This window comes from Methanoregula sp. (genome assembly GCF_028712425.1).
In the GTDB taxonomy this organism is placed as follows: Archaea; Halobacteriota; Methanomicrobia; order Methanomicrobiales; family Methanospirillaceae; genus Methanoregula.
The window spans coordinates 1-17,444 of the sequence record NZ_JAQTQD010000007.1; the positions used below are offsets into that span (position 1 = coordinate 1).

At 57.0% G+C, this 17,444-nt stretch carries 25 protein-coding genes and 2 tRNA genes; 17 read left to right on the forward strand and 10 right to left on the reverse strand.

Going from position 1 to position 17,444, the window contains the following annotated elements; genetic code table 11:
* The 4 genes from PHF39_RS05175 to PHF39_RS05190 all read right to left on the reverse strand — a co-directional run.
* A partial coding sequence (locus PHF39_RS05175) for a methyltransferase domain-containing protein (RefSeq protein ID WP_300221101.1) occupies positions 1–662 on the reverse strand: 662 nt, incomplete at its 3' end.
* On the reverse strand, positions 662–1,003 hold the full coding sequence (locus PHF39_RS05180) for a nascent polypeptide-associated complex protein (protein ID WP_300221104.1): 342 nt from the start codon (positions 1,001–1,003) through the stop codon (positions 662–664). The genes PHF39_RS05175 and PHF39_RS05180, both read right to left, overlap by 1 nt.
* Positions 927–1,454 carry a PUA domain-containing protein gene (locus PHF39_RS05185; RefSeq protein ID WP_366144177.1) on the reverse strand — a complete coding sequence of 176 codons (528 nt, stop codon included), beginning with the start codon at positions 1,452–1,454 and terminating at the stop codon, positions 927–929. The genes PHF39_RS05180 and PHF39_RS05185 overlap by 77 nt, the downstream gene beginning before the upstream one ends.
* Entirely contained in the window at positions 1,426–2,832 is a 1,407-nt protein-coding gene (locus PHF39_RS05190) for a DHH family phosphoesterase (RefSeq protein WP_300221107.1), read from the reverse strand. The genes PHF39_RS05185 and PHF39_RS05190 overlap by 29 nt, the downstream gene beginning before the upstream one ends.
* A 37-nt stretch (positions 2,833–2,869) precedes the next feature.
* On the opposite strand from PHF39_RS05190, the gene PHF39_RS05195 reads away from it, so the two are divergent.
* The 11 genes from PHF39_RS05195 to PHF39_RS05245 all read left to right on the forward strand — a co-directional run bounded on the left by PHF39_RS05195 (position 2,870) and on the right by PHF39_RS05245 (position 9,593).
* Entirely contained in the window at positions 2,870–4,270 is a 1,401-nt protein-coding gene (locus PHF39_RS05195; protein WP_300221110.1) for an NAD(P)H-hydrate dehydratase, read from the forward strand.
* Complete coding sequence (gene moaC / locus PHF39_RS05200; RefSeq protein ID WP_300221409.1) at positions 4,270–4,737, forward strand: cyclic pyranopterin monophosphate synthase MoaC; 468 nt, start codon at positions 4,270–4,272, stop codon at positions 4,735–4,737. The genes PHF39_RS05195 and moaC overlap by 1 nt, the downstream gene beginning before the upstream one ends.
* A 421-nt stretch (positions 4,738–5,158) precedes the next feature.
* Positions 5,159–5,749, forward strand: a complete 591-nt coding sequence (locus PHF39_RS05205; RefSeq protein WP_300221113.1) for a 50S ribosomal protein L15e — start codon at positions 5,159–5,161, stop codon at positions 5,747–5,749.
* A 32-nt stretch (positions 5,750–5,781) separates the two neighbouring features.
* The gene (locus PHF39_RS05210; RefSeq protein WP_300221116.1) at positions 5,782–6,423 is read left to right on the forward strand and encodes an RNase P subunit p30 family protein; all 642 of its coding nucleotides are present in this window, start codon (positions 5,782–5,784) and stop codon (positions 6,421–6,423) included.
* A complete protein-coding gene (locus tag PHF39_RS05215) occupies positions 6,424–6,915 on the forward strand; it encodes an Rpp14/Pop5 family protein (RefSeq protein ID WP_300221119.1) in 492 nt (163 codons plus the stop codon).
* Positions 6,915–7,637, forward strand: a complete 723-nt coding sequence (psmA, locus tag PHF39_RS05220; RefSeq protein ID WP_300221121.1) for an archaeal proteasome endopeptidase complex subunit alpha — start codon at positions 6,915–6,917, stop codon at positions 7,635–7,637. The genes PHF39_RS05215 and psmA overlap by 1 nt, the downstream gene beginning before the upstream one ends.
* Before the next feature lie 4 nt (positions 7,638–7,641).
* Positions 7,642–8,346, forward strand: a complete 705-nt coding sequence (locus PHF39_RS05225; protein ID WP_300221123.1) for a ribosome assembly factor SBDS — start codon at positions 7,642–7,644, stop codon at positions 8,344–8,346.
* 43 nt (positions 8,347–8,389) lie between these two features.
* Positions 8,390–8,686 carry a 50S ribosomal protein L37ae gene (locus PHF39_RS05230; protein ID WP_015285172.1) on the forward strand — a complete coding sequence of 99 codons (297 nt, stop codon included), beginning with the start codon at positions 8,390–8,392 and terminating at the stop codon, positions 8,684–8,686.
* 14 nt (positions 8,687–8,700) lie between these two features.
* On the forward strand, positions 8,701–8,835 hold the full coding sequence (locus PHF39_RS05235; RefSeq protein ID WP_012107386.1) for a DNA-directed RNA polymerase subunit P: 135 nt from the start codon (positions 8,701–8,703) through the stop codon (positions 8,833–8,835).
* 67 nt (positions 8,836–8,902) lie between these two features.
* On the forward strand, positions 8,903–9,187 hold the full coding sequence (locus PHF39_RS05240; RefSeq protein WP_300221125.1) for a KEOPS complex subunit Pcc1: 285 nt from the start codon (positions 8,903–8,905) through the stop codon (positions 9,185–9,187).
* A gap of 43 nt (positions 9,188–9,230) precedes the next feature.
* Positions 9,231–9,593: a prefoldin subunit beta gene (locus tag PHF39_RS05245; protein WP_300221127.1), complete on the forward strand. Its 363-nt coding sequence runs from the start codon at positions 9,231–9,233 to the stop codon at positions 9,591–9,593.
* Positions 9,594–9,633: 40 nt separating this feature from the next.
* Here PHF39_RS05245 and PHF39_RS05250 read toward each other — a convergent pair whose 3' ends face one another.
* The 3 genes from PHF39_RS05250 to PHF39_RS05260 form a co-directional block, all read right to left on the reverse strand.
* On the reverse strand, positions 9,634–10,581 hold the full coding sequence (locus PHF39_RS05250) for a PepSY domain-containing protein (protein WP_300221129.1): 948 nt from the start codon (positions 10,579–10,581) through the stop codon (positions 9,634–9,636).
* 223 nt (positions 10,582–10,804) lie between these two features.
* A complete protein-coding gene (locus PHF39_RS05255; RefSeq protein WP_300221131.1) occupies positions 10,805–12,322 on the reverse strand; it encodes a 2-isopropylmalate synthase in 1,518 nt (505 codons plus the stop codon).
* 40 nt (positions 12,323–12,362) lie between these two features.
* A complete protein-coding gene (locus tag PHF39_RS05260) occupies positions 12,363–12,548 on the reverse strand; it encodes a hypothetical protein (protein ID WP_300221134.1) in 186 nt (61 codons plus the stop codon).
* Between the two features lie 6 nt (positions 12,549–12,554).
* Between PHF39_RS05260 and PHF39_RS05265 the strand changes: the two genes are divergently transcribed.
* From PHF39_RS05265 to PHF39_RS05285, 5 genes are all read left to right on the forward strand, one after another.
* Complete coding sequence (locus PHF39_RS05265) at positions 12,555–13,109, forward strand: uracil-DNA glycosylase family protein (protein WP_300221137.1); 555 nt, start codon at positions 12,555–12,557, stop codon at positions 13,107–13,109.
* 192 nt (positions 13,110–13,301) lie between these two features.
* Positions 13,302–13,407: transfer RNA gene (locus tag PHF39_RS05270), tRNA-Tyr, on the forward strand.
* Positions 13,408–13,421: 14 nt separating this feature from the next.
* Positions 13,422–13,494 (forward strand) — tRNA-Asp (locus PHF39_RS05275).
* Between the two features lie 156 nt (positions 13,495–13,650).
* The gene (locus PHF39_RS05280; protein WP_300221140.1) at positions 13,651–13,866 is read left to right on the forward strand and encodes a type II toxin-antitoxin system HicB family antitoxin; all 216 of its coding nucleotides are present in this window, start codon (positions 13,651–13,653) and stop codon (positions 13,864–13,866) included.
* Positions 13,863–14,084, forward strand: coding sequence for a type II toxin-antitoxin system HicA family toxin (locus tag PHF39_RS05285; RefSeq protein ID WP_300221143.1), 222 nt, complete (start codon positions 13,863–13,865; stop codon positions 14,082–14,084). The genes PHF39_RS05280 and PHF39_RS05285 overlap by 4 nt, the downstream gene beginning before the upstream one ends.
* Before the next feature lie 106 nt (positions 14,085–14,190).
* Here PHF39_RS05285 and PHF39_RS05290 read toward each other — a convergent pair whose 3' ends face one another.
* On the reverse strand, positions 14,191–15,609 hold the full coding sequence (locus PHF39_RS05290) for a cache domain-containing protein (protein ID WP_300221146.1): 1,419 nt from the start codon (positions 15,607–15,609) through the stop codon (positions 14,191–14,193).
* A 115-nt stretch (positions 15,610–15,724) separates the two neighbouring features.
* Entirely contained in the window at positions 15,725–16,009 is a 285-nt protein-coding gene (locus PHF39_RS05295) for a hypothetical protein (protein WP_300221149.1), read from the reverse strand.
* A gap of 304 nt (positions 16,010–16,313) precedes the next feature.
* Here PHF39_RS05295 and PHF39_RS05300 point away from each other — a divergent pair, with 304 nt between their 5' ends.
* Positions 16,314–16,892, forward strand: coding sequence for a Yip1 family protein (locus PHF39_RS05300; protein ID WP_300221152.1), 579 nt, complete (start codon positions 16,314–16,316; stop codon positions 16,890–16,892).
* Positions 16,893–16,966: 74 nt separating this feature from the next.
* On the opposite strand, the gene PHF39_RS05305 is transcribed toward PHF39_RS05300, so the two are convergent.
* Positions 16,967–17,437, reverse strand: a complete 471-nt coding sequence (locus PHF39_RS05305) for a YkgJ family cysteine cluster protein (RefSeq protein WP_300221155.1) — start codon at positions 17,435–17,437, stop codon at positions 16,967–16,969.
* Between the last annotated feature and the right edge of the window lie 7 nt (positions 17,438–17,444).

Here is a 17,444-nt window from a genome sequence, read left to right on the forward strand (position 1 = left end):
TTCGACCGGGTCATCTCCCGCTCGATCAGTTCGTGGGTGTGGACTTCCGCAAACTTCTCTGAAGCAGCGTCGACCACGATTGCCATCTGTTCCAGAAAGGGCGTGTAGCACGCAAGGTATCCTCCGGGCCGGAGCAGAGAGTATGCATGCGCAACATGCTCCGGCTGGATCTGCATGTCCAGGTGCACGACATCGAATGTGCCTTCCGCGGCAAGGAAGTCAGCGGCAATGGCTTCGACATTGGCGAGCTTTGCGTCCGTGATATTTTTCTTTGCCAGCGTGGAGAACTCCGGGCGGACCTCGTAGGTCTTCACGCTCTTTGCAACGCCGCCAAAGTAGATCGCGGCGATTCCGCTGCCGGTGCCGGCATCGAGCACGTCATCGTTGTGGTTCATGCCGGTGTAGGCGATGACAAGGCCGATGTCTTTTGGGAGCATCGGGGCTCCTGAGCGCTTCCCGTACGTGAAGAAGTCGGTTGGCCGGGGGATGCGGATGGTGAACTCCGCACCGGAGTGGGTGGTAATAATATCGCCGGGGCTCTTCCCGACAATCTGGGCAAGGTCAAGCTGGCCCTTGTCGGTGCCGAGACTCCCCGGCCCTGCTTTTACGAAAAATTCCCGTCCTGCCCCTGAGAGCAGGACCCGATCGCCAGTCTCGATCATCACGATGCGAGCTTCATGATGGCTTCGGCAATATCGCCCTTTGATGCAACCAGGGCTTCCTTTGCCTTCTCTTCAGAGACATTAGCCTGTGCGGCAACCATCGTGACATCCTCTTTTGGGATCTCGATTGCCGCAGCCTCGAACCGGGGCGTGCCGGAGATCTGGTAGGTTGTCGCACCCTGCATGGTCATGGCCGTAACTTCTGTGCCGGCATCAAAGATCCAGTTGCCTTTCGGCGTTTTGATAACGATACTCTGCACGTCTTCAATCTGCTCGACATTCATGCCGAGCTTCTTCATCATCGCCCTCATCTGGCGCGGATTGATGTTTCCCGGAAGCATCCTTCTCACTACCCTGCCGTACTTTTACCGCTACTCCGTAATTAAATGCAAGCATCTCGGGGCCTGAAACAGCCGCAGCGCCGCAGGCTACCAGCCGATCGTCCCCTGCCACAACGATAACATCATCCCCCGCGCGGATCTGCGGGTCGGCTGCGGTCACGTGCTTGGCAAAGGCGTTCTTCCCTTTTGCCACGAACTCTGCCACATCATCGCGGATGGTGACGCGGTATCCCGGAGCGGGCAGAGCCTCCTTCAGCCTGCGGGCACCTTCGATCCCGAGGGTCAGCCTCCCGTCCGATGCACGGACGGTCGCAAGCCGAATCCCTTCAAAAAGCACCTGCCGGACCCGTCCCGTGGTGGAATGGATGAACGTGCAGCCCTCGGGAAAGAGGGACGGCCCCACGTTCCCGCCGAACTGGAAGTCAGCGATTACCTGGACCCTTCGCAGCAAACTGTTCTCCGAGTATCCGGTTGACACGAATAACAAACTCCTCTTCCGCGGGTTTGGGAATATATGCGCCCGCTGCAATCTTATGCCCTCCGCCCCCGCCGCCGTATTCAGCCGATGCATCCGCGAGGGCTTTCTGGAGGTCGATTCCTTTCTCGACAACGCGCTCCGTTGTCCGCATCGAGACCTTGGTCAGGTTCCGGTCCTCCGGCACCTCGCACATGATCAGGACGGGCTTGCTGGAATTCAGTTTCGAGAGCGCCATGCCCGCGCCGATCCCGACAATCGTGTCGGGGTATTTCCCGCCCACGTGCAGCCACTGGAGGTATTCCAGCTCTTTCACGCCCCGCTCAACGATATACTGGAGGAGCTCGCGGAGGATGGCCCGGTGGTTGTTGAGCATGTGCTCGGCATCGCGGTACGCAGTGCCCCGGTCCCCGCGGAGGATGGCCCCTCCAATCTGGGGTTTAGACCAACGGCCGCAGGCATTGAGCAGGGTCGCGTACTCCTGGGCGTTCCGCAGGGGGGTCCTCGGGATCTCACCCGGGAACCTGTAGGATTCCATGAGCAACCGGTCGGTCTTCTCGCCGTTTGCCATCAGCTGCTGGGCGAGTCCTGAGATGATAGTCCTCCGTTCTTCATCGGAGAGTTCTTCCCATACATACCAGCGCCCGTCCGGGGCCTGCTGGCGGATGCCGAGTTTCTTTAAAAACTGCCGCGCTGCTTCGGGATTGTTGCTGATGCCCTTTACGAACGGGTCGTCATTGTAAGCGAGCGAGAGGTGGACCGGGCGGGTCGCTGTTCCGTAACAGTTCAGGTCCTTTTTCCGGACATCAACCGACCCGTGCCGGATCCCGTCCTCAACAATGATCTCCCGGGCAGGCCCGACAAGCCCGCATTTCTCGCGGGCCATCATGTCGCCGACATTGCCGATTACGGCCAGTTGTGCAAGGTCGATGTTAGCATCATCCAGCTCTTTTGCCACAAGGTACGAGACACCGGCTGCGCTCATCCGCGTGTGGCCGTAGGGGAGGCAGTTGACCTGCGTATACTCCCGCTCGCAGGGCTGGCTGACGTGGTGGTCGATGATAAGGACGTCCTTTTCGGTCAATCCCCGGTCGAGCATCAGGTTCTGCTGGCCGGCACCAAGGTCGGCAAAGATCTTAAGCGAGGTATCGTCCGGAACCTGCGGCATGGTCAGCGGCTCGAGCTGGCGCACGAAGACGGATTTGACCGGTATCTCAAGACGGGATATCGCCTGCGAGAGGATCCCCTCGCAGCTGATGCCGTCCGCATCGATGTGGGAGATGATGGTGATCTCCGGGGCTGCCGCGATCTGCTCCGCGGCCGCCTTTACATCATCGCAAAAACCCATTGCCATATATTTAGGGAGTTCAAACAGATGAATTGTACCAGCTATGCCTGCGAAACGCTCTCCTGAGTTCGTGGATACGGGGCTCATCACCCCTGCCCGGATGCGCGTTGTCGATGCCAATGCCATCGCGCTTGGCGTTACCGAGCTGCAGCTGATGGAGAGCGCAGGACGAGGGCTTGCCGAGCAGGTGCTCACGTTTGGCCCGTCGCGGGTGCTCATCCTCTGCGGGAAAGGCAATAACGGGGGGGATGGGATGGTTGCGGCCCGCCACCTCCGGCGCCACGCGGAGACGGAGGTATGTTACCTTGAAGCGGGGCCGCGAAGCAGTGCCTGCGAGCACCAGTTCCGTGCCGTGAAACACGCTCACGTGGGAATGCACCCGCTTGCGTCCCGCGACGATCTCGAACCCCTCTGCCCGCTCTTTGAGAAGGCGGAAGTCATTGTCGATGCGCTGCTCGGGACCGGGATGAGCGGGAGCCTGAAGGAACCACTGAAAACCTGCGTGGCAATGGCCAATGCCTCCCCCTCGAAGATCGTTGCCGCCGATATCCCAACCCCGGGGATGCGGGCAGACAGGATCTGCGCCTTCCACCGGCCCAAGGTCGAAGGGTCAAAGGTCATCGACATTGGGATCCCGGTGGAAGCCGAATGCTTCACCGGCCCGGGAGAGCTCACGCTTATCCCCCCGCGGGCAAAGAGATCGCACAAGGGCCATGGTGGCGAGGTGCTCATCATCGGCGGCGGCCCGTACCAGGGTGCGCCATGGCTCGCAGGACTCGGGGCGCTCCGGACCGGGGCGGATATCGTGCGGATTGCATCGCCGGTCTTCGAGCCGGTCCCCGACCTGATCTACGAGCGGCTGGAGGGAAAGGCCATCAGCCCTGAACACACGGAACGGCTCATCGCGCTTGTGGAGAAGGCTGATGCGGTTGTCTGCGGAAACGGCCTCGGTGCGGAGAGCCACGGGATCGTGACGGCCATTGCGCCGCACTGTAAAAAGGCAGTCTTCGACGCCGATGCCCTCCGGCTTCCCCTGCCCGTTGCCGCCGGCGAAACGATCTATACTCCGCACGCCGGCGAATTTGCGCGGCTCACCGGGAAAACCCTACCGGAGGATACCCGGGGCCGGGCACGAGTACTCAAGGGTACGGGGCTGCCGGGCACTGTCATCCTCAAGGGGCATATCGATATCATTTCCGATGGAAAACAGGTCAGGTTCAACCGGACCGGTGATCCTGCGATGACGGTCGGGGGAACGGGCGACGTGCTGGCCGGGATTGCCGGGGCCCTCCTCTGCCGGCTCCCCGCGTTCGATGCGGCCTGTATTGCTGCATATGTCAGCGGGAAGGCCGGGGAAGCGGTGGTTGCCGAGCGGGGCGGTGGGATCCTCCCCTCGGATCTGGTGGACAAGATCCCATCGATCCTTTTCAGGAAAGGTGCATGATGCCAAAATTCACTCATATCGAGAACGACAGGGCACAGATGGTGGATATCAGCGGCAAGGGTGAGGTCGTGCGAGAGGCGACTGCCGCAGGGAAGATCTTTCTCCGGCCGGAGACCCTGAAGGCAATACGCGAAGGAACGGTTGTCAAGGGTAACGTGCTTGCCACGGCCCGCGTTGCGGCAACGCTTGCGGTCAAGAACACCGCGTCCATCATCCCCATGTGCCACCCCATACCCATCAGTTCGATCTCGGTCGATTTCACTGATGGCGATGGGTATATCGAAGCGGTCGTTGTCGTGAAGATGACGGGCCGGACCGGTGTGGAGATGGAGGCGCTGACGGGGGTGTCGGTGGCTCTGCTGACGGTGTGGGATATGGTGAAATCGGCGGAGAAGGATTCTGCCGGACAGTACCCAGTTACTGCTATTACTGATATCCGGGTTGTGGAGAAGAAGAAGGGGAAGTGAGTACTCTTTTTTCCTGACGATTCTTTGACGCTCTTGGGGACTCGAAGAACGCAGAGGGGTTCTTCTCATCCTCATGGCTCTGATGAACTACTCGGACTTCGCCCCGCCACTGGGGCATCCCCCTTGCGATTCGACTACGCGCGAAACGCCTCGTCGGGTTTCGCGCTAGCCATTACCTGCTCAAGGCTGTAATCGGTAATTGAGGCCGCCGCGGGGAGCCCTTCGGGGCGGCGGCAGGCATCATAATCGGGGGTATGGGGGCATCAGCCCCCATCATTATTGTAGCGGTAACGTGAGATTCTTCATAAATCTCCCGCACCCCTCCTTTATTACCCCCATGAACCAATCTATACAGGCATACGGGATCCGTCCCTTGCACAAGGAATGTAGCCCTCTTTGGGCCGAACCTTAGGTGATTACCATGGTAAAGTCAATGTATGCGTTCGTCAGGGACGCATGGAAGAGACCTGACAAGTCAGAGGTTGCAGAGCTCCTCTGGAACAGGATGCAGGGATGGCGCCGCGAAGGCTCCGTTATCCGCATCGAGCGCCCGACCCGTATCGACCGCGCCCGCGCTCTTGGTTACAAGGCCAAGCAGGGTATCGCAGTCGCCCGCGTGCAGGTCCGCCGCGGTGGCCGCCGGGCATCCCGGTACGTCCGCGCACGCCGCTCCGCCCGGATGGGCAAGAACCGGCTCACGGCCGGCAAGAGCATCCAGCGCATTGCCGAGGAACGCGCGTCCCGGAAGTTCCCGAACATGGAAGTCCTGAACTCCTACTGGGTAGGGCAGGATGGCAAGCGGAAATACTACGAGGTCATTCTCGTTGACGGACACCACCCCGCAATCCAGGCGGATAAGCGCCTCTCGTGGCTTGCAGACCCTGCCCACCGCGGCCGTGCCGAGCGCGGCAAGACCTTTGCCGGCCGGAAGGGCCGTGGCATGAGGACCCGCGGCAAGGGTACCGAGAAGACCCGCCCGAGCATCCGGTCCCACGCGAACCGGGGCAAGTAACCTTCTTCTTTTTTTAGCACAACGTTATTCTCATGAAGATCACCGATGCGGCAGTCTGCCCGTACCCGAACGGGGATTCATCGGTGCGCAGGCTTGCGCTGGAAGCGGAAGCGCTGGGGTTCGACAGCCTTGTTGCCGTTGATACTCCGTCCGCAACCTATGGGGACGTGGATGTCCGGTGCGGGCTGTTCATCCAGAACACGGGCATGAAGGATGTCATTTCCCAGGTGAAACGGGTGAATGATCCTGGCACGGTCGTGTCGGTGAGGGCGGGGGATGCCGGGTTCAACCGGGGCGTGGTCGGTCTAAAGGGAGTGCATATCCTCCGCGGGCTCCATGCAGCCGACAAAAACGCCTTCGACCATGTGACCGCGAAGATGGCTGCGGACAACCGCGTTGCCGTGGATATCGATCTCTCGTGTTTAATCTCGGCACGGGGGATTGCACGCCAGAAGGCGATCCAGCGTTACCGCGATGTGATGGTGCTCGAACAGCGCTTTGAGTTCCCCCTCACGCTCTCGACCTATGCACGTTCGGTGCTGGACCTGCGGGCGGTCCGGGAGATCAGCGGTCTCTGTATGCTTGTTGGCATGGACCTTCCGGATGTCGAGAAAGCGCTTGCCGGTGTCGGTGCGGTCACTGCCCTCCCGGAACCTGCCGTGAAGGTGGTCTAGATGGCGGTCCGCCCTCCCACGCTCCGCGACAAACGGCGCTATCTTCTCGTGCGAGTCGATCCCCCGGGAACCACCATCGACCAGAAGGAACTCTATTATGCGGTATCGGACGCGGTCTCCTCGCTCTGGGGGGATGCCGTTGCCGGCATAATCGTCCAGGCCGTAATCTGTGCCGAGGGCGATTACGTGGTCATCCGGTGCCGGCGGGGGACCGAACGCGAGCTTGCGATTGCGCTCTCAACGGTCACCCGGCTCCGCGATGCGAAGATCGCCCTGCGGATCATCTCTGCATCGGGGACCATCGAGAGCCTGCGGGACCGGATGAAACCCCGGCCCCCGCCCCCCTCACCGGATGTAGTGCCGGAATACCGGTTTTTCGGGAAGGACTACGTTGCCGTTCACTGTGACGGTCAGAAGGTTGATGTGATTGAAAAGGGATTTAAAAATACAAGCCGATTGTTTCTGACAACAGAAGATATGGAGACTGAATAATGCAACCACAATACCAGATGGGATATGACCGGGCCATCACCGTCTTTTCGCCTGACGGCCGGCTCTACCAGGTGGAGTATGCCCGCGAGGCCGTGAAGCGCGGGACCACAGCCGTAGGGATCAAGGCAAAGGACGGGGTCGTCCTGATCGTTGACAAGCGCGTCAGCTCCAAGCTGCTCGAGGCCTCGTCCATCGAGAAGATCTTCAAGATTGACGAGCATATCGGGGTAGCGTCCAGCGGCCTTGTCGGGGATGCCCGTGCGCTCGTTGACCGGGCACGCGTGGAGTGCCAGATCAACCGGGTCTCCTACGATGAACCGATCGAGGTCGAGGCCCTGTCCAAGAAGCTCTGCGACCACATGCAGAACCTCACCCAGTACGGCGGCATCCGCCCGTATGGAACCGCTCTCCTTATTGCCGGTGTCAGCGATGGCGACTGCCGGCTCTTCGAGACCGATCCTTCGGGCACGCTCCTTGAATACAAGGCAACGGGTATCGGCATCGGCCGTCCCGCCGCGATGAAGGTCTTCGAGGAAGAGTACAATCCCGATGCCGAGATAAAAGACGTGATCCTCCTTGGCCTCAAGGCGCTCCACTCGGCAACCGAAGGCAAGTTCGATGTCGACACGGTCGAGATCGGGGTCATCGGCAAGGAAAACCCGGCGTTCCGCAAGATGAGCCGCGAAGAAGTGGCCTCGTTCGTGGAACAGTTCAAGCCGTGATCGTATGATTCCGCTCGACCATGCCGTGGTGGCGCGCCTCGAAAGCCACGGGGAGCGCTTCGAGATCCTTGTAGATCCCCATGGGGCCGCGCTGGTCCGGCAGGGACAGCCGGTGGAGATCGAGGACGTGGTAGCCGCGCTCAATGTTTTTGGCAATTCCTCGAAGGCGACCCGCGCTTCCGATGAATCGCTCATGAAGGTCTTCCAGACAACGGACTTCGATGCGGTTGCGCGGAAGATCATCATCAAGGGCGAGATCCACCTCACAGCAGACCAGCGCAAGCAGATGGTCGAGGAGAAGCGCCGGCAGGTCATCACGTTCATTTCCCGGAACGCGGTCAACCCGCAGGACGGGCACCCCCATCCCCCGCAACGGATCGAGCGGGCCATGGAAGAGGCACGGGTGAATATCGACCCGTTCAAGCATGTCGATGAGCAGGTGAAGGAGACGGTGAAAGCCCTGCGCCCCCTCCTCCCCATACGGTTTGAGGAACTCCGGCTTGCGATCAAGATACCGCCGGATTATGCAGCGCGTTCCTACGGCGACATCGCAGCAGCAGCCACCATGGAGAAGGACGAATGGTTAAAGGACGGCTCATGGGTCTGCGTTGTGCGGATCCCCGCGGGTATCCAGGGCGAGTTCTACGACCTGATCAACAAGCTCTCCAAGGGCGAGGGGCAGGTCAAGATCCTCAATCAAGTATATTAGCACAGACGTCAAATAAAAGAAGACAGATTGGTGGGGATCCATCATGGCAAGTTCAACAACTCACAAGGCAAAAGGAAAAGTGACCGGCAGCGCCGGGCGGTTCGGCTGCCGGTATGGCAGGTTTGTACGGAAGCGGGTAACCGATATCGAGAAGATTTCGCGCGCCCTCCACACCTGCCCCAAGTGCGACATGCAGTCTGTCAGCCGGGTCGGTACGGGCATCTGGGAATGCCGCAAGTGCGGGTACAAGTTCGCGGGCGGCACGTACCAGCCCGTGACCCCGACCATGAAGGTTGCCCAGCGTGCGATCGACCGCACGGTTGAAGAGATCAGGAAATAACCGGTTATACAGTTATGGCAAGTACCTACAAGTGTGCACGGTGCAAACAGAAAGTCGAGATCGACGTCAATGTCCGGTGCCCCTACTGCGGCCACCGGATCCTGTTCAAGGAACGCGGCGCGGCGATCAAGGAACTGAAAGCCCGGTAAGCACCGTCCCGTAACCCCGGGACATATCTATATCTCTTTTTCACCAATAATCCGGAGAGGGCATCCCATGCCACAGCACGAAGCCGTCTTCCGGTTCACCACAGAACATGCCGAAAATATCTACCGCTCGCTGCTCCCGGAACTGGAAGACGAGGTGAACCCCCGTTCATCCGTGTCCTGCCGGCTTGAAGGCTGCGACACCCTTGTCCTTACGGTGACAGCTCAGGATACGTCCTCGCTCCGGGCTGCGCTGAACATGTACCTGCGGCTTGTCACTGTGGCAGATGAGGTAACCGGAATTGCGCAAAATCACGAACCGCGCGACACCAGCGGTCCCGTATCAAAGGAATAATGCTTTTTATCACCGGCGCCGATATACTCTGCAGGATTTTTCTATGAACAATATCTCACCCAAGGTCCAGAACCAGCTGGCCATGCTCCAGCAGGTCCAGCAGCAGCTCCAGACGATCCTCCAGCAGAAGGCCCAGTTCGAGATGGCAGTCCGCGAGGCAAAGCGTGCACAGGAAGAGATCGCGGACTCTCCTGAAGACGCGGTCATGTACATGAGCGTTGGCACGGTCATGATGCAGAAGAAGAAGGAGGTTGTGAACACCAAGCTTACCGAGAAGGTCGAGACCCTTGAGCTCCGGATCAAGTCTCTCGAAAAGCAGGAGAAGATGCTCCAGGGCAAGTTCGAGCAGCTCCAGGCGCAGATCAAGGCAGCCATCGAGGGCAAGGGCGCCCCGACGGCTGCGTAAATTCTTTTTTCTTCCTGAACCCCTTCTGTATGTATCCGCATTATTGGCAAGGGTCGAATTTCACGACGTTTCCGGTGATGGCATCGATATAGACTGCGCCTCCGCGGTGGTCTTCAAACCCGAAACGGAGATCCATATACCGTAACTCCACCTGTACTATCCAGACTTTCCGGTTATCTCTATCCGGCATGACGGTCAGTAATACCGACGTTTCGTTACTGCTGATGTTACTGATTTTTGTTTTCTCGATCACGTACCTGGTGGCTGTATCAATCGCCTGGTTTTTCGAAATGCGGACCGGTTCCAATCTTGGTGCCGTCTTGTCCCGGGCATGGTAAGACCTGACACTCCCGTCAGTGTTGAGAGAGACATGGACCAGGTTCCCATTATTAATACTCTGGTCCTGTTCATTCCAGGTATAGGAATACTCGGTTGCTGCATCACCATGATCAATCGCTTGCGATTCTGTCAGCACCATATTTCGCCTGTTGAAGTTATAGTAATGGAGTAGTGCAAATGTCCTTGCGGAGTTTTTTGCCTGTTCCAGGCTGAGGGGGCCTTGATTTTCCTTCCGAACCTGAACAAACTGGGCCCCGGTCACCATTCCTGTTTTTGGGTCAACGATGAAATGATTGTCATTCACCCGGTATGAATCATAAGGTTCGCCCGCAACATTCACCATCCTCTCTTCAAAGACCACGACTACATCCGGATCCCCGATAAACTGACGGATGGACTCCGTCGGGTCAATTGGTTTGTTTTCTGAAACCGGTCCGGGGCCTGCAACAAACAAGAGACCTCCTGTTATTGCAATAACCGCTACAATTCCCAAAATGGGGTAGAAGATTTTTTTATCCGGCAACCTCATAATAAAAGTCCAATCTGATAAAATAGAATTTAAACATATTTTACTATTGCGATAATTCTCGGAAAAAGATGAGGAAATACCAAAATACCCGGAAAATTGTTCGATAGAAATCCTTTTCACAACGCACTCAGTTGAATTACGAGTGTGACCCCCTCTCTCCCCCAAGGGGGGAGGCAGCCCAAGGGGACAAGCGCCCTTGACCCCCCCGTTTTCTTTAAGGCTCGCATACAACCAGGTTCCACGGGGCGAGGGTCGGCAGACCCCGAGCACCCGTGGCCCCATCCTAGACTAGCACTATTCCACATAGGTTTTCTACAGAGCACGGAAAAAAGAGTGATTCCGGTTACGCCCGGTTGATCAGGTTCACGGCGTTCACCATTGCCTCGACCGATGACAGCACAATGTCATCGCCACTGCCACTGGCGTCAAAGATCCTGCCGCGCTCGTCCTCGACCGCGATGGTGACGTGGCACATCGCGTCCGAGCCGCCCGAGATCGCCTCGATGTTGAACTCCTTGAGCTGGAGTTTTGCTGGGGTGATCCCGAGGATCGCGTTCAGCGCCGCGTCAACCGGGCCGTTCCCTACTGCCGAGAAGACATGCTCCGTGCCGTTCACCTTTGCCCGGACGCTGGCCGTCGGGATGGCGTGGTTGCCCGTCATGATGGCAATGTCCTGGAGGTCGAATATCTTGTGGTTGAACTCGATGCCCATCACGCTCTCTGCAATCTCGTAGAGATCGGCATCGGTAACCCGTTTGCCACGGTTCGCGATGGCCTTGACCTTCTCGATGATAGCCTTGAGTTGTGTTTCACTGGGATCGATGTGGGCATCGGCAAGCATCTGCCGCACCGCGTGATGCCCTACGTGTTTCCCGAGCGTCAGCCGCCTGCGGTGACCGACCATCTCGGGCGTCATGATGCCCGGCTCAAACGTGGCCGCGTTCTGGAGCACGCCATGCGAGTGGATACCGCTCTCGTGCGAGAAGACATTCTCCCCGACAACCGGCTGGATGGGCGGGATGCCGAGGCCGGAGAAGCGGGAGACGAGGCGTGAGGTCTCAACGAGGCGCTCTTTTGCTATCCCCGTTTTGATCCGGTACATCGACTCCATGATCATGACGGTCTGGGCAAGATCGGCATTGCCGGCCCGTTCCCCGAGACCGTTCACGGTTACCTGCACCTGCGAGGCGCCGGCCTCGACTGCCGCGATGGTGTTTGCCACCGCGAGGCCGAAGTCGTTGTGGCAGTGGACATCGATGGGGCACCGGACCTCTTTATTGATCCGGGTAATCAGCGTCTTCATCGCGGACGGTGAGATGACTCCCACCGTGTCGGGCACGTTGATGATCGTTGCACCGGCATCTGCGGCAGTCTGGAATACCTCTATCAGGTAGTCCCAGTCCGTTCTCGTCGCGTCCATGGCGGAGAACATGCAGAGGTTGGAGCGTTTCCGGATATAGCCGATGATGTCGGCCGTGATCTCCAGGACCTCTTTTCTCGATTTCTTGATCGTGTTCTCGCGCTGGATGTCCGAAGTCGGGATGAAGACATGCACCATGTCGACATTGCAGTCAAGGCAGGTGTCTACATCGGCTTTCACGGAGCGGGCAAGCCCGCAGATCTTTGATTCCAGGCCGAGGTTCTTTATTGCCGTTACCGTCTCTTTCTCGGCTTTCGAAGACGCAGGGAAACCTGCCTCTATCGCGTGAATGCCGATTGCGGAGAGCTGGCGGGCAATATCGAGCTTCTGTTCGAATGTGAATGCAATACCCGGGGTCTGTTCTCCGTCACGTAATGTCGTGTCAAAAACAGTGACTTCTTCACGAGCTGCGCTATCGGTGAAGAAGACGATCCCCCGCAAAATCCTTGCGAGTAACCATACACAATTGTTGGCCCGCGTGTTATTTAAACAATCGCTGCACCAGATCCGGTTTCGGACGAATGGGATCTTTCCAGCCACGAGCATGATGCAGGGATATGCGGATCACTTCCGGCACCCACGGGCAGATTTTATATAACGAAAAATTCCAGAGCGAATTATGGGTATCAATACCTTCACGTGCGATTATCCCTGCACGGATGTCCATCCGAATATGATCTTCCCCAAGCCGGATCTCAATCCCCAAAAGATCAGGATTGTCATGGTATCCGAGTGTCCTCCTGCCAACCGGACGGATTACTTTTATGAGAGCGGTTCCGGCGCCTTTTTCCAGACAACAAAAACGGCATTCCGTGATGCAGGAGCAGTCATTGAAACCTATGAAGACCTGGCCAGAATGGGCATCTATCTTACGACTGCCATCAAATGCAACAAGACCGGTTATCTCGTTTCTGCAAAGACCATAAAAGAATGTGCGTTACGGTTTTTGAAACCTGAGCTGGAGCAGTTTCCCGATATCAGGATGATCCTGTGCATGGGAGACTTTGCTATAAAAGCCGTCAATTACGTCTATAAGGAAAAATATGGCAAAAGCCCGATCCCCGCAGGGTCTACTTACAAAATACGCAAACAGGAATATAGCCAGAACGGCATCCGGTTTCTCCCTTCATATACCCATACCGGGGACAGTTTCAATATCGAAAAGGTGAAGCGGCAGATGATTGCCGAAGATATACAGACTGCCCTGGCGTACCTGAAGTCTCATTGATTGGTTTGCGGCTGGGGAACTGTCTGGTGCAGGCGGGGAAAGCCATGTACGACCTGTTTTTCCCAAAAGAAATCTGCGCATCGTGCACGGTGAAATGGATCCTGGGATGAATCCAGGCATTTTAACCCGGAACCACCGGGGATCTTACGATACGTTTAATAGTAAACTTGCCCTACATTAGTAGCGCAGTGCCCCGCCTTAACTCAGCCTGGTAGAGTGCGCGGCTGTAGTATGGTTTGCCGATTCAGGCAACTGCGCGGCTACCGCGATGTCCCCGGTTCGAATCTGGGAGGCGGGATTACTGTAACAATTGCCCAGGTAGTGTAGTGGCCTATCATGATTGCCTGTCACGCAATCGACTCGGATTCGAATTCCGACCTGGGCGTACTCTTTTCGGGTCAGATGCCTGAAAAACCATAACCTGCTAGCGAAGGCAGGGCTTTTGTCAAATAGACCGGCTCGCAGAACGAGGATCTGGCCCAGGGCAACACAACATATTTGATTTCCGGGTACGCATATAGCCAGTAAGGATAGAACATCTATGAAACTCGGCATTATCCTCGAGGAGGAAGAGGATGGTACTTACTCTGTTCACTGTCCTGCCCTTAAGGGATGCCATTCTCAGGGAAAAAACCGCGAGGAAGCACTGAAAAATATCCAGGATGCCATCGATCTTTATCTTGAAGTATCCCGGGAAATGGCAGAAAAGGCAGCCAAAGGCCAGCCAAAGAGTACTCTTGTCGAGATCGCAGTATGACCGGCGATCGCCTTCTCCCGGTTTCCGGCAGGGAGATGGTGAAGGTCTTTTCCCGGCTCGGTTTTTCTGTCATACGCCAGCGAGGGAGCCATATTGTGATGGCCCGTGACGAGGAGATTCTTGTCATCCCCGATCACGATGTGGTTGCAAAGGGAACGGAGCGCGACCTGATTCGGGATGCGGGGATTTCCGTGAGTGAATTTAACCGGATGTTGTAAAGGCGCACACGTATCAGCATCATAATCCGGATTCCCCAAGGACTTACCTTTAAGAAAAAGAAGATAGAGTAACAATTCCCGTCAGGGAACAGATGTTGGTAGCCCATCAGGTTTTCTGCACACCGTAGATCCCGCTCCCGATCCACCAGGTGTCATCAACTGCCTTCGCGTACAGCAGTTTCGGTACAGAAGTCCCCCGTCCTCTGGCCGTGTCCATGAACATCGCGTGCGTGAACCCGGTCCCGCTCCGGATCGCATTGATATTGAGGACCGTGGTCTTTGAGCCGTACGGATCCGAGTAGTCCATCCAGTTCTTGCCAATGCCTTCCTTCCAGTACGGGTCGGCAAGGAGCGTCCCGTTGAAGTCCTCGGCCCAGACAAAGAGGTCGCCGTTCACGAACTCTCCTTTGGGATTGTTGATCTCCGCAAGCGTCCTTTCCTTCCCGTTGACCTTCGCGTAGGTTACGGCCCGGTCAACAAGGTCGTACAGTTCCGTTCGCGTATGGCTGCGCACGGTAATTCCGGTCAGGTTGCCCTCTCGGAGCTGCTCGTACTCCGGCACAATGATGCCGGAGAAAACCCAGTACGTGTCATCAACGGGCTCGGCATAATCGATCTTTGGCGCATACCCTGTCCGGCCATCCTTTGTCACGGCCGCAACCGTGTACGAATACCCGCCGCCCTGGAGGGCAAGGTCCCGCATCTCGCGGATTGTAGTCACGCCATCAGGGTCATGGTAGTTGATGAGGTTGATCCGGTTGTTCGCGGTATCAGGAGTGAGGGAATTAGCGAGCACCGTGCCGTTGTAGTCCACCGCGATGAGCGTGAGTTCACCATCAGCAAACTGTCCTTTGGGATCATTGAAGGCAATGAGCGCCTTTTCTTTGCCGTTCTCCTTTGCATAGGACACGGCACTCTTTACGAATGTTGTCAGGTTCCCGACCGTATACTCGCGGCTTTTCGGGCCGATACCGATCGAGGGATAGACCATTCCGGATCCGGCATACGTTCCGGCACCGATATAGTAGCTCCCGTCCACATCAGCGACAACCGAGAGTTTCGGGGTGATGGTCTTTTTGTCCTGCGGGTTGGGGTAATCGTAACTCACATACCCGATCCCGTATCGTGCGGTCTCCTGCAGGTTCTTAACAAGGGGGACGCCATACCGGTCCGTCATGTTCCCGATGTTTGTCCCGACAAGTTCCTGTTCGAAGGGTTCTGCAAGTGCGGTTCCGTCATACCTCTCAGTAAAGATGTAAACGCCGTTCCTGACAAACGAACCGTTCGGATCATTGAATTCAGCAATGGCTTTCTCCTTCCCATTCTCCTTTGCATAGAGAACGGCCTCCTTCACCTGGTCTGTCAGGTCAGCAGGAGTGATCTTTGCAGGCGATAGCCCGGTGGCAGGGGAAGCCGGGGGAGCCGGAGTCTGGCCCTTCTGCGCCGGAAGGGTTCCGGTGCAGCCTGCAGCAAGGATAAGCCCGGTGATCAGGAGAAAAATGAGGATTGGTGCCCACGGTTTCATGCCCGAATCTCTTGGTCCAAAACCATAAAAAAATACTGAAACAGGGGAAAGCCCCTGCGACAGGTGCATCCGGAATATGGCAGGATGCGATTAAAATCCCTGCGATCGTGAAAATTTATTCTGCGGCAGGAGCCTGGATCAGCAGGCGCCCCCGGGAAGTGAGCCTGAGAACGACTTCACTGCTGGATTTGCCCCCGTCAAGACACCCCCTGGACAAGAGACCCCTGACGCTGGACCGGATGAGGCTCTCGCTGAAACCGGGGTACAGCGTCTGTACAACCTGCCCGATGCGACAACTCTGGTTGTCGGCAACGGCCCGGAGGATAGCGAGATGAGCTGCTGTTGGCGTGAAAACCTCGGGTGGGGCAAATTCGATTGCTTTCATGGTTGTTTCTTTCATGATAGGTCCTGGTGATGGTGAAACACAACTGTTTCAGGCAGTAAAAGAACGAATCACCACTATACTCTTAGCTCTCTGACATAATGTAACCATGGTTGCCGTGCCCGGGGCAGATTTCCGCGGGAAGGGTAAAAACAACCGTTCTGCATAGTCAGTCATGATTCACGGGGAAAAAAGGTTCATGCGCCGGATGTTTTTCCAAAGCCGGACAATAGTTACTGTATCGTAAAACCGGTGACACAACACAGGGAAGAACCAGGGCCCCCCAGGGGAATTAATATATCAGCGGGTATCACCTTTTCCCATGATGATCGATGCGATAATTGCGAAGGTGAAGGGGTTCATCGTGAATCCGGTGGAGAGTTTCCGGGCTGCACGCCCCGATACACCTGACATCATTGTGCCTTATTTCATCGCTTTGCTCCTCATCCACACAGTCATGACGGCGATCATATCTCTTGCCGGCATCAGTGTCATGGGAATGCTTTCGCCCATGATGCCGGGGTTCGCGATGCCGGTCGTGATCTTCTTTGGCGTGCTTATCGGGGGTGCGATCGTTACCATCCTCTTCTCGCTCTGGCTGCACCTGTGGGTGTACCTGCTTGGCGGGAGGAAGGGACTTTTTGAAACTGCAAAAGCCGTTATCTATGGCATGACCCCTGGTATGATTCTCGGCTGGATACCGTTCATCGGTTTCCTCTTCTGCCTCTGGTCGATTGTCCTGCAGATCATCGGCATCCGCGAGCTGCAGGAAATGAGCAGTGGAAAAGCTCTCGTTGCCATGATCATTGCCGTGATGGTACCGCTCATCGTTGTTGTGCTCCTGGCGATGTATTTCTTTGTCAGCATGGTTTCCGTCTCTCCCATTCCGGTTGTACCGTAAATCTGCGGATAACCTTTTTTTTAATGACATCCTGAAAACGTGGAGTGTGAGCTGGGGAGAGGCGACCGATCCGGTCATTCCACAAGGAAATCTTTTTGCCGGAGAAATGCAGCGATCCAGGGTTCAGCCTCTTCATCGGATCGCGGCCGTTTCCGTTCAACCTCATCCCATGCTGACCTGAGCTCATGGTCTTCGGAATGCAGGGCGAGCGCCCCGGTTACGTACCCAAGAGACCTCCCCCGGATATCGGATACCTTCAGTGCAACACACCGGTAAAACTTGCACTGGGGCGGGCTGTCGCGGTGGATGGTGCAGCGCAGGAGATCCCCGTCCGGGCGGAGGAAGCGGCAGGCATGGGGGTGCGAATCGGGAAATGTGTGATCTTTGAAGATCTCGCGCTTCTCCTCGTCAACCTCCGCCGTGAATGGTGTGCCGGTGGAGACGGATTCGCAGGCAAACGAGAACGGCCCGGTCTGCTCTTCGATCACGATATAGTCGCCCAGGAACATGCAGCAGGATCCGCACTGGCGGCAGGAGAAGACCATGGTTGTA

What these genes read in the sequence shown, in the direction of transcription:
- PHF39_RS05180 (WP_300221104.1), bottom strand. Translation starts at nt 1,003, where the DNA reads ATGCTTCCGGGAAACATCAATCCGCGCCAGATGAGGGCGATGATGAAG.
- PHF39_RS05190 (WP_300221107.1), bottom strand. Translation starts at nt 2,832, where the DNA reads ATGGCAATGGGTTTTTGCGATGATGTAAAGGCGGCCGCGGAGCAGATC.
- PHF39_RS05195 (WP_300221110.1), top strand. Translation starts at nt 2,870, where the DNA reads ATGCCTGCGAAACGCTCTCCTGAGTTCGTGGATACGGGGCTCATCACC.
- moaC (WP_300221409.1), top strand. Translation starts at nt 4,270, where the DNA reads ATGCCAAAATTCACTCATATCGAGAACGACAGGGCACAGATGGTGGAT.
- PHF39_RS05205 (WP_300221113.1), top strand. Translation starts at nt 5,159, where the DNA reads ATGGTAAAGTCAATGTATGCGTTCGTCAGGGACGCATGGAAGAGACCT.
- PHF39_RS05210 (WP_300221116.1), top strand. Translation starts at nt 5,782, where the DNA reads ATGAAGATCACCGATGCGGCAGTCTGCCCGTACCCGAACGGGGATTCA.
- PHF39_RS05215 (WP_300221119.1), top strand. Translation starts at nt 6,424, where the DNA reads ATGGCGGTCCGCCCTCCCACGCTCCGCGACAAACGGCGCTATCTTCTC.
- psmA (WP_300221121.1), top strand. Translation starts at nt 6,915, where the DNA reads ATGCAACCACAATACCAGATGGGATATGACCGGGCCATCACCGTCTTT.
- PHF39_RS05225 (WP_300221123.1), top strand. Translation starts at nt 7,642, where the DNA reads ATGATTCCGCTCGACCATGCCGTGGTGGCGCGCCTCGAAAGCCACGGG.
- PHF39_RS05230 (WP_015285172.1), top strand. Translation starts at nt 8,390, where the DNA reads ATGGCAAGTTCAACAACTCACAAGGCAAAAGGAAAAGTGACCGGCAGC.
- PHF39_RS05235 (WP_012107386.1), top strand. Translation starts at nt 8,701, where the DNA reads ATGGCAAGTACCTACAAGTGTGCACGGTGCAAACAGAAAGTCGAGATC.
- PHF39_RS05240 (WP_300221125.1), top strand. Translation starts at nt 8,903, where the DNA reads ATGCCACAGCACGAAGCCGTCTTCCGGTTCACCACAGAACATGCCGAA.
- PHF39_RS05245 (WP_300221127.1), top strand. Translation starts at nt 9,231, where the DNA reads ATGAACAATATCTCACCCAAGGTCCAGAACCAGCTGGCCATGCTCCAG.
- PHF39_RS05260 (WP_300221134.1), bottom strand. Translation starts at nt 12,548, where the DNA reads ATGGACATCCGTGCAGGGATAATCGCACGTGAAGGTATTGATACCCAT.
- PHF39_RS05265 (WP_300221137.1), top strand. Translation starts at nt 12,555, where the DNA reads ATGATCTTCCCCAAGCCGGATCTCAATCCCCAAAAGATCAGGATTGTC.
- PHF39_RS05280 (WP_300221140.1), top strand. Translation starts at nt 13,651, where the DNA reads ATGAAACTCGGCATTATCCTCGAGGAGGAAGAGGATGGTACTTACTCT.
- PHF39_RS05285 (WP_300221143.1), top strand. Translation starts at nt 13,863, where the DNA reads ATGACCGGCGATCGCCTTCTCCCGGTTTCCGGCAGGGAGATGGTGAAG.
- PHF39_RS05290 (WP_300221146.1), bottom strand. Translation starts at nt 15,609, where the DNA reads ATGAAACCGTGGGCACCAATCCTCATTTTTCTCCTGATCACCGGGCTT.
- PHF39_RS05295 (WP_300221149.1), bottom strand. Translation starts at nt 16,009, where the DNA reads ATGAAAGAAACAACCATGAAAGCAATCGAATTTGCCCCACCCGAGGTT.
- PHF39_RS05300 (WP_300221152.1), top strand. Translation starts at nt 16,314, where the DNA reads ATGATGATCGATGCGATAATTGCGAAGGTGAAGGGGTTCATCGTGAAT.
- PHF39_RS05305 (WP_300221155.1), bottom strand. Translation starts at nt 17,437, where the DNA reads ATGGTCTTCTCCTGCCGCCAGTGCGGATCCTGCTGCATGTTCCTGGGC.